The following is a 15220-nucleotide window of genomic DNA, read 5'->3' as shown; positions in this document are numbered from 1 at the left end:
TTCGGAGCAAACCGGACAGAATGGACGTTGAAGCCTTCGAACAGGCGGCAGGGAGAGAGTGCATGGCAAACGATCCGAACACCGGGGACCTCGCGCTGATCGATCGCTACTGGCGGGCGGCCAATTATCTTTCCGTCGGCCAGATCTACCTGATGGACAATCCGCTGCTGCGCGAGCCGCTGAAGGCGGAGCATGTGAAGCCGCGCCTTCTCGGCCACTGGGGCACCACGCCGGGTCTCAATTTCATCTACGTCCACCTCAACCGGATCATCAAGGCCCGCGATGCCGATATCCTCTATATCTGCGGCCCCGGCCACGGCGGGCCCGGCATGGTGGCCAACACCTATCTGGAGGGCACCTATTCGGAAGTCTATCCGGAGGTCGGCGAGGACGAGGCGGGCCTGAAAAAGCTCTTCCGGCAGTTCTCCTTCCCCGGCGGCATCCCGAGCCATGCGGCGCCCGAGACGCCGGGCTCGATCCACGAGGGCGGCGAGCTCGGCTATGCGCTGGTGCATGCCTATGGCGCGGCCTTCGACAATCCCGACCTCGTCGTCGCCTGCGTGGTAGGAGATGGCGAGGCCGAGACCGGCCCGCTCGCCGCCGCCTGGCATTCCAACAAGTTTTTGAGCCCTGTGCGGGACGGCACGGTGCTGCCGATCCTGCATCTCAACGGCTACAAGATCGCCAACCCGACCGTGCTGGCGCGCCTGCCGGACGAAGAGCTTGCCCATCTCTTCACCGGCTATGGCTACGATCCGATCTTCGTGGAAGGCCACGAGCCACAGGCCATGCACCGGGACATGGCGGCCGCGCTCGATACGGCCTTCGACCGCATCGCGGCCATCCGCGCCGCGGCGAAGGACGATCCCGCCCGAAGGCCGCGCTGGCCGATGATCGTGCTGCGCAGCCCCAAGGGCTGGACGGGCCCGAAGGAGGTGGACGGCAAGGTGGTCGAGAACCATTGGCGCTCACACCAGGTGCCGGTTTCCGAATGCCGCACGAACGCCGCCCACCGCGACATCCTCGAAGCCTGGATGCGCAGCTACGATCCGGAAGACCTCTTCGACGCGGCCGGCCGCCTCAAGCCGGACCTGCGGGCGCTTGCGCCGAGCGGCGAACGCCGCATGGGCGCCAGCCCGCACGCCAATGGCGGCATCCTGCGCAAGGCGCTGCGCACGCCCGATATCGGCGACTATGCGGTCGCCTTGGAGCGGCCCGGCGCTGTCGATGCGCAGGCGACGAAGGTTCTCGGCGACTATCTGCGCGATGTGATCCGGCTGAATGCAGCGGAGAACAATTTCCGCGTCTTCGGGCCGGACGAGACGGCCTCGAACCGGCTCGGCAGCGTCTTCGAGGCGACGGATCGTGTATGGATGGCCGAGACGCTGCCGACGGACGATCATCTTTCGCCGGACGGCCGCGTCATGGAGGTGCTCAGCGAACATCTCTGCCAGGGCTGGCTGGAAGGCTACCTCCTCACCGGCCGCCACGGCTTCTTCTCCTGCTACGAGGCCTTCATCCACATCGTCGATTCGATGTTCAACCAGCATGCCAAGTGGCTGAAGGTCGCGCGTGAGCTGCCCTGGCGCAAGCCGGTCTCCTCGCTCAATTATCTCCTGACCTCCCATGTCTGGCGGCAGGATCACAACGGCTTCTCGCACCAGGATCCCGGTTTCGTCGACCTCGTCGCCAACAAGGGCGCGGATATCGTGCGCGTCTACCTGCCGCCGGACGCCAACACGCTGCTCTGGGTCGGCGATCATTGCCTGAAGACCTGGAACCGCATCAACGTCATCGTCGCCGGCAAGCAGCCGGCGCCGCAATGGCTGACGATGGACGAGGCGGTGCGCCATTGCGAGGCCGGGCTCGGTATCTGGGACTGGGCGGGCACGGAAGAAGGGCTCGGCCCCGACATCGTGATGGCCTGCGCCGGCGACGTGCCAACGATGGAAACCCTCGCCGCCGTCGACCTCCTGCGCCAGGCGCTGCCGCATCTGCGCATCCGCGTCGTCAACGTCGTCGACCTGATGGCGCTGCAATCACCGCAGCACCATCCGCATGGTGTCTCGGACGGGGATTTCGATCGGGTCTTCACGCGCGACCGGCCGGTGATCTTCGCCTATCACGGCTATCCCTACCTAATCCACCGCCTGGTCTATAAACGCACCAACCATTCGAACATCCATGTCAGGGGCTTCATCGAGGAGGGCACGACGACGACGCCCTTCGACATGGCCGTGATGAACGAACTCGACCGTTACCACCTCGCCATCGAGGCCGTCGAACGCCTGCCGGCTCTGGGGGAGAAGGCGGCGGATATCGTTGCCGGGCTGAAGGGCAAGCTTGCCGAACACCATGCCTATGTGCGCGAGAATGGAGAGGACATGCCGGAAATCCGGGACTGGAAATGGCCCTATCCGCGGCAATAGCCGTGCCGTGGGCAAAGCGGTCCGCGAGGGGAGGGGATCATGCTGTCATTGAAATCGCTCGGCGGCGCCGGAACCGTCACCGGCTCGAAGCATCTGCTTTCCCTGGGCGAGCATCGCATCCTGATCGATTGCGGTCTCTTCCAGGGCCTGAAGAACCTGCGTGACCTGAACTGGACGCCCTTGCCGGTCTCCCCGCACGCCATCGACGCGGTGATCCTCACCCATGCCCATCTCGATCATAGCGGATACCTGCCGCGGTTGGTGCGCGAGGGCTATCGCGGCAAGGTCTACGCGACGCCGGCCACCCGCGACGTCGCCGAACTGATCCTCATGGACAGCGGCCACCTGCAGGAAAAGGATGCGGACTTCCTCAACCGGCACAAGCTGTCGCGCCACCAGCCGGCCCTTCCGCTCTATGGCGTGCGGGACGCGCAACGGGCCGTCGAGCACGTCTCGACCGTGGAATTCGGGCAGACGGTGCGGTTTGCCAATGGCGCGACCTTCCGCTTCCGTCCCGCCGGGCACATTCTCGGCGCGGCGAGCGTGGACCTCGAATGGGGCGGCCGCCGGGTCGTCTTTTCCGGCGATATCGGCCGCTACGGCGATCCGCTCATGCCGGACCCGGCTCCGCCGCCGGAGGCCGATTATATCCTCGTCGAATCCACCTACGGCAACCGCATCCACGACAGGACCGACCCGGCCGATGCCCTGCAAGCGGTCATCGACCGCACGGTCAAGCGCGGCGGCACGCTCGTCGTCCCGGCCTTCGCCGTCGGCAGGGCGCAGGAACTGCTCTACTATTTCTGGAAGCTGAAGCGGGCGGGCCGCCTCCCGGCCGTCCCGCTGTTCCTCGACAGCCCCATGGCCATCGACGCGACCGGGTTGATGGGCCGGCACATGCAGGATCACCGCCTCGACATGGAAACCTGCAAGGACGTGTTCTCCATCGCGCGCTACACCGACGACGTCGAGGCCTCGAAGGCGATCAGCACCAACCGGTTCCCCAAGATCGTCATTTCCGCTTCGGGCATGGCGACGGGCGGCCGTGTCCTCCATCACCTCAAGGCGTTCGCGCCCGATGCGCGCAACACCATCCTGCTTGCCGGCTTCCAGGCGGCCGGCACGCGCGGCCGCTCGCTTCAGGAGGGCGCCAGGGAATTGAAGATCCATGGGTCCTGGGTGCCGGTGAATGCGGAGGTGGCGCATCTCGACATGCTCTCGGCCCATGCCGATGCCGACGAACTGATGCGCTGGCTCTCCGCCTGCCCGCGCCCGCCGCGCAAGGTCTTCATCGTGCATGGCGAGGCCGAAGCCTCGGAGGCTTTGCGCATCCGCATCGCGCGGGAGCTCGGATGGGCGAGCGTCGTGCCGCGCCTCGACCAGGAATTCGCGTTGTGAGCCCGGCCGTCCGGGCTCAGGCGGAGCGGAGGTCCTTGCGGATCAGGACGAGGGTCGGGTCGTCGGGATAGGGGATCGCGACGAAACCCTGTTCCCGTTCGAGTTCGATGGCCTCGTGGTTTTCGCGGCTCTCGAGCGATTCCAGCGCGTCGACGCCGCGGGCCTGCGCATAGCGCGCCGCATGGCGCAGCATTTCCCAGGCGACACCCTTGTGCTTGTCCTCGGCGCGAACCGAGATCGCCACCTCCGCCTTCGTCATCGACGGATCGCAGGCCACCATCGCCGCCGCGACGATCGCCTTGCCGCCATCGGCAAAGGCAAGGAAGTGTTCGGTCGCACGATGATCGACCCGCGTCATGGCGAGGAGGCGCTCATGGCTCACCTCGCGCACGCCACCGAGGAAACGGAAGCGCAGGTCTGCGGGTGCCACATGGGCGAAGAAGTCGGCCAGAAGCGCCTCGTCCTCGGGGCGGACCGGGCGAATGTGAAGCACGAGCCCGCTGCGGGTGACCAGATCGCAGCTCCAGAGGTCGGCGGCATCCCGCGCGGATGCGCCGCCCGCCCGCTCCGGTTCCTCGTAAACGAGAGTCGTCATCACAGTCTCCTTCGCACGGTTCGATTGATTACGGATACCGGTCATTGTGCACCCGTCGCCGCGCCCCGGCTTTGACACGGGTCAAGGCGGAGCGGGGGGATCGGGTGCAGTCTTTCCAGACCTTCGAACTCCGGGAGACGTAGCCATGACTGCCGCAGATGTTCATTCCACTTCCCCGACGTCCGCCTCGACGGCCAGGCAGGCCAAGCTGCGCCTGGGAGCGCTGACCGCCCTGGTCATCGGCTCGATGATCGGTTCCGGCGTCTTCAGCCTGCCGCAGAACATGGCTGCCGGGGCCGGGCCGCTTGCCATCATGATCGGCTGGGCCATCACCGCGGTCGGCATGCTGGCGCTGGTCTTCGTCTACCAGTCGCTTGCGACCCGCAAGCCGGACCTGGATGCCGGTCCCTATGCCTATGCCAAGGCGGGGTTCGGGCCCTTCATCGGCTTCAACAGCGCCTGGGGCTACTGGATCAGCGCCTGGGTCGGCAACGTGTCCTATGCCGTGGTCGTCTTCAGCGCGCTGTCCTATTTCGTCCCCGCCTTCGGCGACGGCAACACCTGGCAGGCGGTGCTCGGCGCCTCGGTCCTCCTCTGGGTGATCCATTTCCTCATCCTGGCCGGCGTTCGCCAGGCGGCGGTCGTCAACCTGGTCGTCACCGTCGCCAAGGTCGCGCCCATCGTGCTGTTCGCCGGCATCGTCGCGGTCGCCTTCAAGGTGGATGTCTTCAATGCCGATTTCACCGGCCTCGGCAATGCCGATCTCGGCTCGATCATGAACCAGGTGAAGAGCACCATGCTGGTGACGCTGTGGGTGTTCATCGGCATCGAGGGCGCGAGCGTCTTCTCGGCGCGGGCCGAGCGGCGCAAGGATATCGCCACGGCCACCGTGCTCGGCTTCTTCACCTGCCTTGCGCTCTATGCGCTGGTCTCGCTGCTGTCCGTCGGCATCCTGAGCCAGCCGGAGCTCGCCGCGCTGAAGAATCCGTCCATGGCGGGCGTGCTGGAAGCCGTGGTCGGGCCGTGGGGCGCCGTGCTCATCAATCTGGCGCTCGTCGTTTCCGTCATCGGCGCCTTCCTGAGCTGGACGCTGCTTGCCGCCGAAGTCCCGCATGTCGCCGGACGGGACGGCACCATGCCGAAATTCTTCGGCCATGAGAATGCGCGCGGCGTGCCGGCGACGTCGCTGCTCATCACCAATCTCCTGGTGCAGGCCTTCCTCGTCATCACGCTGTTCGCCCAGAGCACCTATCAGGCGCTGTTCTTCATCGCCTCGGCCGCGATCCTCGTGCCCTACATCTTCTCCGGCGCCTATGCCGCGAAGCTCGCGATCACCGGCGAGGGCTATCGCGAGGGCGAGAGCCGCAACGGTCCGATGCTGATCGGCCTCCTGGCGACGGTCTACGGCCTCTGGCTCGTCTATGCGGCGGGCCTCTCCTACCTCTTCATGTGCGCCGTCCTCTATGCGCCCGGCATCGTCTTCTTCGTCTGGGCGCGGCGCGAGAATGGGGAACGCGTCTTCCACCCGGTGGAGGCCGCCCTTGCCGCTGCGCTCGTCGCCGTGGGGCTCTATGCCGCCTACGCCATGTGGACCGGTGCCGTCAGCGCCCTTTGAACCTGCCCGTCGAAAGGAACCGTCATGGCTGCTCTTGGCGCCCATTCCGAAGTCGGCCGGCTGCGCGAGGTGATCGTGCATCGTCCCGATCTCAGCCTCCGCCGCCTCACCCCCGAAAATTGCAAGGCGCTGCTGTTCGACGACGTGCTTTGGGTCAAGCGCGCCCGGCAGGAGCACGACGTCTTCGTCGATGCGCTGCGCGAGCGCGGCGTCACCGTGCACCTCTTCGGCGAGTTGCTGGCCGAGACCCTGGCCCTGCCGGAGGGGCGCGACTGGCTGCTCGACCGGCGTGTCGACGCCTCGATCGTCGGCTACGACATGGTGGGCGAGCTGCGCGGCTGGCTGGACGAGATGCCGGCCGAACAACTCGCATCGCTGCTGGTGGGCGGCATCGCCCGTGCGGAGCTGCCCTTCCGGCCGGCCGGGCTGACGGGCAGGACGCTGCTGCCGCAGGATTTCGTGCTGCCGCCGCTGCCGAACCAGCTCTTCACGCGCGACAGTTCCTGCTGGATCTATCGCGCGGTCTCCGTCAACGCCATGTACTGGCCGGCGCGCAAGCCGGAGGCGGCGAATGTGGAGGCGGTCTACCGGTTCCATCCGCGCTTTCGCGATGCGGACCTGCCCTTCGTCTCGCCGGACAATCCCGGTCCCGGCGTGAGCCTGGAGGGCGGCGACGTCATGCCGGTCGGCGGCGGCGTCGTGCTGGTCGGCATGGGCGAGCGCACCACGCCGCAGGCGGTCGGCGGCTTGGCCCGCAGCCTGTTTGCGGCCGGCGAGGCGACCCGTGTCGTTGCCGCCCTGATGCCGCGCGACCGCTCCTTCATGCATCTCGATACCGTCTTCACCTTCTGCGACCGGGACTTGGCGACCATGTATCCGCCGGTGGTCGAGCGGCTGCGCACCTTCTCGCTGCGACCGGGGGAGGGCGAGGCTGCCGTCGATGTGGTCGAGGAGGAAAGACCCTTCGTGGAGGTGGTGAAGGAGGCGATGGGGCTGAAGTCCCTGCGCATCGTCTCCACCGGCGGCGACGCCTACGAGTCCGAGCGCGAGCAGTGGGACGACGGCAACAATGTCGTTGCCGTCGAGCCGGGCGTGGTGATCGGCTACGACCGCAATGTCTACACCAACACGCTGCTGCGCCGCGCCGGCATAGAGGTCATCACCGTGGAGGGCGCCGAGCTCAGCCGCGGCCGCGGCGGGGGCCACTGCATGACCTGCCCCATCGCGCGCGATCCGATCTGACAGAGGAGAAACCGACATGCCCGTCAATCTGCATGGCCGCAACGTGCTGACGTTGGACGATTTTTCCGGCGCGGAGATCCGCTACCTGCTGCGTCTCGCCGCCGAGCTCAAGGCGGCGAAGCAGGCCGGCACGGAGGTGCCGCGCCTTGCCCGCAAGAACATCGCGCTGATCTTCGAAAAGGATTCCACCCGCACCCGCTCCGGCTTCGAGGTCGCGGCCTACGACCAGGGCGCCCATGTCACCTATATCGGTCCGTCCGGCAGTCATATCGGCCACAAGGAGACGATGAAGGACACGGCGCGCGTGCTCGGGCGCATGTACGACGCCATCGAGTTCAGGGGCTTCAGCCAGCATCAGGCGGATGTGCTGGCCGCCTATGCCGGCGTGCCGGTCTATAACGGGCTGACCGACGAGGCGCATCCGACCCAGGTTCTCGCCGACTTCATGACGATGCGCGAGTTCACCCACAAGCACCTGTCGGACACGACGCTCGTCTTCGTCGGCGAGGGGCGGGACAATGTGGCGACGTCGCTCGCGATCGGCGCGGCGAAGGTCGGCATGGACATGCGCATCGCCTCGCCCCGTTCGCTCTGGCCGGATGATGCGTTCTGCGATCGCGTCCGGTCCATGGCGGAGGCGAACGGCGGCAGCTTCCGGCTGGATGAGGACGTGAATGCCGCCGTGCTCGGGGCCGATTTCGTCTATACCGACGTCTGGCTTTCCATGGGCGAGAACGAGAACGCCTGGCGGGAAAGGATAGAGCTCCTGACGCCCTATCGCGTGACCCGCGCGCTTATGGCCGCGACGAGAAGGCCGCATACCAAGTTCATGCATTGCCTGCCGGCCTTCCACAATGCGGAGACGGAGGTCGGGCAGGACATCGCCCGAAGCTACGGCATCGATTGCATGGAGGTCACCGACGAGGTCTTCGAATCCGCCGCGTCGATCGTGTTCGACCAGGCGGAGAACCGCATGCACACGATCAAGGCGATCCTCGTCGCCACCATCGGGGCCTGACATGAGGATCGTCGTCGCCCTCGGCGGCAACGCCCTCTTGAAGCGGGGCGAGCCGATGACGGCCGAGAACCAGCGCGCCAATATCCGGCGGGCGGCGGCCGTGCTGGCCGACCTTGTCGCCGCCGGCCATTCGCTGGTGATCACCCACGGCAACGGGCCGCAGGTGGGCCTGCTCGCCCTCCAGGCGGCCGCTTCGCCCGGCCCGCCGTTCCCCCTCGACGTGCTCGATGCCGAAACCGCCGGCATGATCGGCTATGTCCTCCAGCAGGAGCTCGGCAATGCCGTGAAGGACAGGCTGTTCGCCGCGCTCCTGACCCAGGTGAAGGTCGATCCGAACGATCCCGCCTTCGCGACGCCCACCAAGCCCATCGGCCCGGTCTATGACGAGGCGACGGCCTGCCGGCTGGCGGCGGAGCGTGGCTGGCAGGTTGCGCCCGACAACGACAAATGGCGCCGTGTCGTCGCCTCGCCGAAACCCGTGGCGATCCTGGAGGCGGAGGTGCTCGGCTTCCTCGTCGAACGCGGCGTCATCGTCATCTGCGCGGGCGGCGGCGGCATCCCCGTCGTGGAACGGGAGGATGGCAGCCTCATCGGCATCGAGGCCGTCATCGACAAGGACTTCGCCTCCTCGCTCCTGGCGCGGCAGCTCGCTGCGGATTTCCTCCTGATGCTGACCGACGTCGATGCGGTCTATGCCGACTGGGGCCGGCCTTCGGCCCGCCCGCTCGGATTCGTGATGGCCTGCGATCTCGCGCCGGGCGACTTCCCGGCCGGCTCCATGCGGCCGAAGGTCGAGGCGGGGATCGAATTCGCCCGTGCTGCCGGCAAGCCGGCGGCGATCGGACGGCTCGAAGATGCCGTGGAGATCGTCGCGGGACTGCGTGGAACGTGGATAGAGCCGGTCGACCCCTGAAGCGGCCTGCGCTTGATCCGCGTCAAGGTGGTGTTTTGCGGGTGCACTATCCTTTGCCCGGCAAGGCAAACAGGACGGAGGAACAGTCCGATGAGCCACAAGTCCATTCTCGTGAATCTGGATGCCGACAGATCGAACGTTGCGGTCGTGAAGGCGGCAAGCGCGCTGGCGCAGCGCTGGAACGCCAGACTGATCGGATTTTGCGCGGCCGACGCCTATCTGCCGGTCACCGGGCCGGAAGGCGCGACGCTCGCCGGGGAGGTCTGGCAGCAGATGCGCGATGACGACGAGCGCCGGTTCAAGGACCGGCGCAAGGAATTCGAGGCCCTGGTCGCCGGCGCCGCCGAGACCGAATGGCGCGATGCCATGGAAAGACCGACCTATGCCCTCGTCCAGGCATCGCGGGCGGCCGATCTCGTCGTCATGCAGGCTGCCGACGGCGCCGCGACGCGGGATACGGCGCGCCGGTCCGATCCGGGAAGCGCTGTCCTCCAGACGGGTCGCCCCCTGCTGATCGTCGGGACGGGCACGGAACACAGGATCGGCAGGAAGATCGTGGTCGCCTGGAAAGACACGAAGGAATCGCGGCGGGCGGTCTTTGATGCCATACCGCTGCTCCAGGCAGCCGATGATGTCATCGTGGTCACGGTGGCATCCACCATCGACCAGTGGGCGCGCGCGAGCATTGCCGACATTACCGCCTTTCTCGCCCGCCATGGCGTGGCCGCGCGCAATGAAACGGTGGAGAGCTACCGCGAAAGCGACAGCCTGATCGCGCTGGTTGACCGCTACGATGCCGATCTCGTCGTTTCGGGGGCCTTCGGGCACAGCCGGCTCAGGGAATGGGCCTTCGGCGGCATGACCCGCTCGCTGCTCGACGAAACCCGGCTCAACCGTTTCATGTCGAGCTGACGGGGTTCACGTGCCGGCGAGACGATGGCGGGACGATTGTAAACGGATTGAAGGAGTGGCGGGATGATGATGGCAGGCGGTCGCCTCGGCTTGGGATTGGTCCTGCTGGCGGTGCTTGCCGCCGGTGGGGTCTATGCTTGGCGGCAGGCCGGTAACGGAGCCCTGCCGGAAGGGCTTGCAAGCGGGAACGGGCGCATCGAGGCGGTCGATATTGACGTCTCGGCGAAATCGCCGGGGCGCATCAGCGAGATCCTCGTCGACGAGGGCGATTTCGTGAAGGTGGGCGATGTCCTTGCCCGCATGGATACGGCCGAACTCCAGGCCCGCCGCCGGCAGGCCGAGGCGCAGTCGCAGCGGGCCGCCATCGGCGTGGACACCGCACGGACGCTGATCGTCCAGCGGGAGGCCGAAAGGACGGCGGCGCAGGCCGTCGTCACCCAGCGCGAGGCCGAGCACGATGTCGCCGTGCGCACGCTGGCGCGCTCCGAACAGCTCGCCGCCAGCAACACGGTCTCCCAGCAGATCCTCGACAACGGCCGGGCCGCCGAGCGCAGCGCCGCCGCTGCCGTCGCGGCCGCCGGTGCGCAGCTTGCGGCGAGCGAGGCGGCGATCAACGCGGCGCGGGCGCTGGTCGTGGACGCCGAGGCGGCGGTCGCCGCCGCGCATGCCGCGATCGAGGCGATCGACACGGAGATCAACGACGGCACGTTGCGCGCGCCCCGCGACGGGCGCGTCCAGTACCGCGTGGCCCAGCCGGGGGAAGTGCTCGGCAGCGGCGGCAGGGTGCTCAATCTCGTTGATCTCGGCGACGTCTACATGACGTTCTTCCTGCCGACGAGCGAGGCCGGCCGCGTGGCGATCGGCACCGAGGTCCGGCTCGTCCTCGACGCCGCGCCGCAATATGTCATTCCCGCGAAGGCGACGTTCGTTTCGGACGTGGCGCAGTTCACGCCGAAGACGGTCGAGACCGAGGAGGAGCGCCAGAAGCTGATGTTCCGCATTAAGGCGCGGATCGCGCCGGAGCTGCTGCAGAAATACATCCAGCAGGTGAAGACCGGGCTTCCGGGCGTCGCCTATATCCGCATCGATCCGAAAGCCGAATGGCCGGCTTTCCTGCAAGGAAACCTGCTGCAATGACCTCGGGCACGCCGGTGGAGCGCCGGGTGGTCCGGCTGGAGGAGGTCGGCCTTTCCTACGGCGGGACGCGCGCGCTCGACGCCGTGAGCCTGGACATGCCGGCGGGCTGCATGGTGGGCCTGATCGGCCCCGACGGCGTCGGCAAGTCCAGCCTGCTCTCGCTGATCGCGGGGGCGAGGACGATCCAGCAGGGCCGCGTCGAGGTGCTCGGCGGCGACATGGCGCGGTCCGTCCACCGGCGCGGCGTGTGCTCGCGCATCGCCTACATGCCCCAGGGTCTCGGGCGAAACCTCTACCCGACCCTCTCCGTGGTCGAGAACATCGATTTCTTCGGCCGGCTTTTCGGCCATGGCGGGCAGGAGCGGGAGCGCCGCATCGCCGAGCTGCTCGACGGCACCGGGCTTGCGCCCTTCGCCGACCGGCCCGTGGCCAAGCTTTCGGGCGGCATGAAGCAGAAGCTCGGCCTGTGCTGCGCCCTGATCCACGATCCGGATCTCCTGATCCTCGATGAGCCGACCACCGGGATCGATCCGCTGTCGCGCCGCCAGTTCTGGCGGTTGATTGAGCGCATCCGCAGCGGCCGGGACGGCATGAGCGTGATCGTCGCCACCGCCTATATGGAGGAGGCGGCGCGCTTCGACTGGCTGGTGGCGATGGACGAGGGGAAGGTCCTCGCCTCGGGCACGCCGGCCGATTTTCTTCGCCGCACGGATACCGCCGACCTCGACGCCGCCTTCATCGCCCTGCTGCCCGCCGGAAAGCGCGACGGCCACCGCGCCGTCGTCATGCCGCCGCGCCCGGCCGATGCGGCCGGCGAGACGGCGATCGAGGCGGACCATCTGAGCAAGCGCTTCGGTGATTTCACGGCTGTCGACGATGTGAGCTTCCGCATCGCGCGCGGCGAGATCTTCGGCTTCCTCGGCTCGAACGGCTGCGGCAAGACGACCACGATGAAGATGCTGACCGGCCTTCTGCCTGCAAGCGGCGGACAGGCGCGGCTGTTCGGTCGGCAGATCGATCCGCGCGACCTGACGATCCGGCGGCGCGTCGGCTATATGTCGCAGGGTTTCTCCCTCTATTCGGAACTCACGGTCCGCCAGAATCTGGAGCTGCACGCGCGCCTGTTCGGCATGCCCCCTTCGGATATCGCGGTGCGGGTCGGGGAGGCGGCGGGGCGATTCCAGCTTGCCGATCACATGGAGGCACTGCCCGGCGCCCTGCCGCTTGGTATCCGCCAGCGGCTGTCGCTGGCGGTCGCGACCATCCATAAGCCCGATATCCTCATCCTCGACGAGCCGACGTCCGGCGTCGATCCCGTCGCGCGCGACGCCTTCTGGCGTATCCTCGCCGATCTGTCGCGGCGCGAGGGCGTGACGATCTTCGTGTCGACCCATTTCATGAACGAGGCCGAGCGTTGCGACCGCATCGCGCTGATGCATGCCGGCAAGGTCCTCGTCAGCGACACGCCCGCGGCCATCAGGGCCGCCCGCGGCGCCGAAACGCTGGATGCCGCGTTCGTCGGCTATCTGGAGGAGGCGGCAACGGCGCAGGAAACGCCCGCCGCCGCCATGGAGCCGGCCGGCCACACGGCACATCCGCGGCCGCAATCGAGCTTTTTCGCGCCTCGCCGCCTGTTCGCCTATACGCGGCGGGAAACGCTCGAACTGCTGCGCGACCCGATCCGCGCGGCGCTTGCGACCATCGGCAGCCTGATCCTGATGTTCGTCATCGGCTACGGCATCAACATGGATGTCGACAATCTTTCCTTCGCCGTGCTCGATCACGACGATACCGCCATCAGCCGGGACTATGTGCTCCAGCTTTCCGGCTCGCGCTTCTTCACCGAAAAGCCGCCGCTTGCCGGGTATCCGGAGATGGACCGGCGCATGGAGAACGGCGAACTCAGCCTCGCGCTGGAAATCCCGCCGGGCTTCGGGCGCGACGTGGCGCGGGGTCGGACCGTCGCCATCGGCGCCTGGATCGACGGCGCGATGCCCACGCGGGCGGAGACCGTCCGCGGCTATATCGAAGGCATGCACATGACCTGGCTCGCGCAGAGGGCGCGCGAGGTCTATGGCAAGGCCGCGGCCTCCGGCGATTTCAAGCTGGAGGTGCGCTACCGCTACAATCCGGATGTGCGCAGCCTCGACGCCATCGTGCCGGCCGTCATCCCCATGCTGCTGTTGATGATCCCGTCCATGCTGGCGGTCCTGAGCGTCGTGCGCGAGAAGGAACTGGGATCGATCGTCAATTTCTACGTCACGCCGGTCACGCGGCTGGAATTCCTGATCGGCAAGCAGATCCCCTATGTGCTCGTGGCGATGATGAATTTCCTCCTGCTGACGGCCTTCGCCATCTACGTTTTCGACGTGCCCTTTACCGGCAGTTTCGTCACGTTCGCGGCGGCCGCCTTGCTCTATGTCGTCGTGGCGACCGCCATGGGACTGGTCCTCTCCACCTTCCTGAACAGCCAGATCGCGGCGATCTTCGCGACCGCGCTCGTCACCATGCTGCCGGCCTCGCAATATTCGGGCCTCATCGATCCGGTGACGTCGCTTCAGGGGTTCGGCGCCTTCATCGGCCGGATCTACCCGACGACCCACTTCATCACCATCGCGCGCGGCACCTTCTCCAAAGCGCTCGGTTTTGCCGACCTCGCCGGCGCCTTCGTGCCGCTGCTCGTCGCGGTTCCGGTCCTGATCGGCCTCGGCGCGGTCTTTCTCAGAAAGCAGGCGCGGTGATGCGGGCGGCAAACATCTTTCATCTCGGGGTGAAGGAACTGCGGGGCCTTGCGCGCGACCCCGTGCTTCTCATCCTGATCGTCCATGCCTTCACGCTCGCGATCTACACCGCCTCCAAGGCGATGCCGGAAACGCTCAACCGCGCGCCGATCGCCATCGTGGACGAAGACCGGTCGGCCGTCTCGGTGCGCATCGCCAGCGCCTTCTATCCGCCCTATTTCGTCCCGCCGCGGCTCATCTCGCATCACGAGATGGACAGCCGCATGGATGCCGGTCTCGACACTTTCGCGCTCGATATCCCGCCCGGCTTCCAGCGCGACCTGATCGCCGGCCGCACGCCGACGCTCCAGCTGAACATAGACGCGACGCGCATGTCGCAGGCCTTCGTCGGCGGGGGATATGTCCAGTCGATCCTGTCGGGCGAGATCGGTGAATTCCTCGCCGGGCACCGGCCGGATACCACGCCGCCCGTCGCCCTCGACCTGCGCGCCCGTTTCAACCCGGAGCTCGACAAGGGATGGTTCGGCGCGATCAGCGACGTCATCACCTCGATCACCATGCTGTCGATCGTGCTGACCGGCGCGGCGCTCATTCGCGAGCGCGAGCACGGCACCATCGAGCACCTGCTCGTGATGCCGGTGAGCGCCTTCGAGATCATGCTGGCAAAGATCTGGTCGATGGGCCTTATCGTGCTGGCGGCGTCCGCCCTCTGCCTCGTCTTCGTCGTGGAGGGGCTGCTGGCGGTGCCGCTTCATGGCTCGCTGGGCCTGTTCCTCGCCGGCGCCGCGCTCGACATCTTCGCCATGACCTGCCTCGGCATCTTCCTTGCCACCGTGGCCGGCTCGATGCCGCAGTTCGGGCTACTCCTCATGATGGTGCTGATGCCGCTGCAACTGTTGTCGGGTGGGGTCACACCACGCGAAAGCATGCCGGAGATCATCCAGATCATCATGCTCGCGGCGCCCAACACGCATTTCGTGATGCTGGCGCAGGCCGTCCTGTTCCGCGGCGCGGGGCTCGATGTCGTCTGGCCGCAACTGGCAGCCATGTTCCTCATCGGTGCAGCGCTTTTTGCGTTCTCGCTCCGCCGGTTCCGGCACTTCCTGATATGACGCCAAGTAAGAAGGTCCTGATCGCCGATGCGCACCGGCCCGATTGGCGTCTGGTCGCCACCGGCCATCTGCAACCCGCAGCCGCCAGAATGCCGCGGCTAGAGAGCC

11 protein-coding genes are annotated in these 15220 nt (G+C 67.0%); 10 read left to right on the top strand and 1 reads right to left on the bottom strand.

All coding sequences use genetic code 11. From position 1 onward, the window contains the following. The first annotated feature begins 62 nt into the window (after window positions 1-62). A complete protein-coding gene (locus WMC41_RS26445; protein ID WP_432349565.1) occupies window positions 63-2429 on the top strand; it encodes a phosphoketolase family protein in 2367 nt (788 codons plus the stop codon). 39 nt (window positions 2430-2468) lie between these two features. Beyond that, window positions 2469-3827 carry an MBL fold metallo-hydrolase RNA specificity domain-containing protein gene (locus WMC41_RS26440; protein ID WP_432349564.1) on the top strand — a complete coding sequence of 453 codons (1359 nt, stop codon included), beginning with the start codon at window positions 2469-2471 and terminating at the stop codon, window positions 3825-3827. Between the two features lie 16 nt (window positions 3828-3843). On the opposite strand, the gene WMC41_RS26435 is transcribed toward WMC41_RS26440, so the two are convergent. Further along, window positions 3844-4422, bottom strand: a complete 579-nt coding sequence (locus WMC41_RS26435; RefSeq protein WP_272808428.1) for a GNAT family N-acetyltransferase — start codon at window positions 4420-4422, stop codon at window positions 3844-3846. Between the two features lie 145 nt (window positions 4423-4567). On the opposite strand from WMC41_RS26435, the gene arcD reads away from it, so the two are divergent. From arcD to WMC41_RS26395, 8 genes are all read left to right on the top strand, one after another. Further along, entirely contained in the window at window positions 4568-6037 is a 1470-nt protein-coding gene (gene arcD, locus WMC41_RS26430) for an arginine-ornithine antiporter (protein ID WP_263195040.1), read from the top strand. A gap of 24 nt (window positions 6038-6061) precedes the next feature. Next, entirely contained in the window at window positions 6062-7279 is a 1218-nt protein-coding gene (locus tag WMC41_RS26425) for an arginine deiminase (protein ID WP_432349563.1), read from the top strand. A gap of 16 nt (window positions 7280-7295) precedes the next feature. Then, a complete protein-coding gene (argF, locus tag WMC41_RS26420) occupies window positions 7296-8297 on the top strand; it encodes an ornithine carbamoyltransferase (protein ID WP_432349562.1) in 1002 nt (333 codons plus the stop codon). A gap of 1 nt (window position 8298) precedes the next feature. Then, a complete protein-coding gene (gene arcC / locus WMC41_RS26415; RefSeq protein ID WP_432349561.1) occupies window positions 8299-9210 on the top strand; it encodes a carbamate kinase in 912 nt (303 codons plus the stop codon). A gap of 90 nt (window positions 9211-9300) precedes the next feature. Beyond that, window positions 9301-10122, top strand: coding sequence for a universal stress protein (locus WMC41_RS26410; RefSeq protein ID WP_432349560.1), 822 nt, complete (start codon window positions 9301-9303; stop codon window positions 10120-10122). A 69-nt stretch (window positions 10123-10191) separates the two neighbouring features. Then, complete coding sequence (locus tag WMC41_RS26405) at window positions 10192-11259, top strand: HlyD family secretion protein (protein WP_432349630.1); 1068 nt, start codon at window positions 10192-10194, stop codon at window positions 11257-11259. Then, window positions 11256-14000, top strand: coding sequence for a ribosome-associated ATPase/putative transporter RbbA (gene rbbA, locus WMC41_RS26400; protein WP_432349559.1), 2745 nt, complete (start codon window positions 11256-11258; stop codon window positions 13998-14000). Before WMC41_RS26405 ends, rbbA begins: the two co-directional genes overlap by 4 nt. Continuing rightward, the gene (locus WMC41_RS26395) at window positions 14000-15112 is read left to right on the top strand and encodes an ABC transporter permease (protein ID WP_272808422.1); all 1113 of its coding nucleotides are present in this window, start codon (window positions 14000-14002) and stop codon (window positions 15110-15112) included. The genes rbbA and WMC41_RS26395 overlap by 1 nt, the downstream gene beginning before the upstream one ends. Window positions 15113-15220: the final 108 nt, after the last annotated feature.

Origin of the sequence: Shinella yambaruensis (genome assembly GCF_050859155.1) — a bacterium.
Classification (GTDB): domain Bacteria; phylum Pseudomonadota; class Alphaproteobacteria; order Rhizobiales; family Rhizobiaceae; genus Shinella; species Shinella yambaruensis.
This window is presented reverse-complemented; position numbering and strand designations above follow the sequence as displayed.

Excerpts from the sequence above, each read along its gene's own strand:
- WMC41_RS26425 (WP_432349563.1), top strand. The coding sequence starts at position 6,062 with ATGGCTGCTCTTGGCGCCCATTCCGAAGTCGGCCGGCTGCGCGAGGTG.
- WMC41_RS26440 (WP_432349564.1), top strand. The coding sequence starts at position 2,469 with ATGCTGTCATTGAAATCGCTCGGCGGCGCCGGAACCGTCACCGGCTCG.
- rbbA (WP_432349559.1), top strand. The coding sequence starts at position 11,256 with ATGACCTCGGGCACGCCGGTGGAGCGCCGGGTGGTCCGGCTGGAGGAG.
- WMC41_RS26395 (WP_272808422.1), top strand. The coding sequence starts at position 14,000 with ATGCGGGCGGCAAACATCTTTCATCTCGGGGTGAAGGAACTGCGGGGC.
- WMC41_RS26410 (WP_432349560.1), top strand. The coding sequence starts at position 9,301 with ATGAGCCACAAGTCCATTCTCGTGAATCTGGATGCCGACAGATCGAAC.
- WMC41_RS26405 (WP_432349630.1), top strand. The coding sequence starts at position 10,192 with ATGGCAGGCGGTCGCCTCGGCTTGGGATTGGTCCTGCTGGCGGTGCTT.
- arcD (WP_263195040.1), top strand. The coding sequence starts at position 4,568 with ATGACTGCCGCAGATGTTCATTCCACTTCCCCGACGTCCGCCTCGACG.
- argF (WP_432349562.1), top strand. The coding sequence starts at position 7,296 with ATGCCCGTCAATCTGCATGGCCGCAACGTGCTGACGTTGGACGATTTT.
- WMC41_RS26435 (WP_272808428.1), bottom strand. The coding sequence starts at position 4,422 with ATGACGACTCTCGTTTACGAGGAACCGGAGCGGGCGGGCGGCGCATCC.
- WMC41_RS26445 (WP_432349565.1), top strand. The coding sequence starts at position 63 with ATGGCAAACGATCCGAACACCGGGGACCTCGCGCTGATCGATCGCTAC.
- arcC (WP_432349561.1), top strand. The coding sequence starts at position 8,299 with ATGAGGATCGTCGTCGCCCTCGGCGGCAACGCCCTCTTGAAGCGGGGC.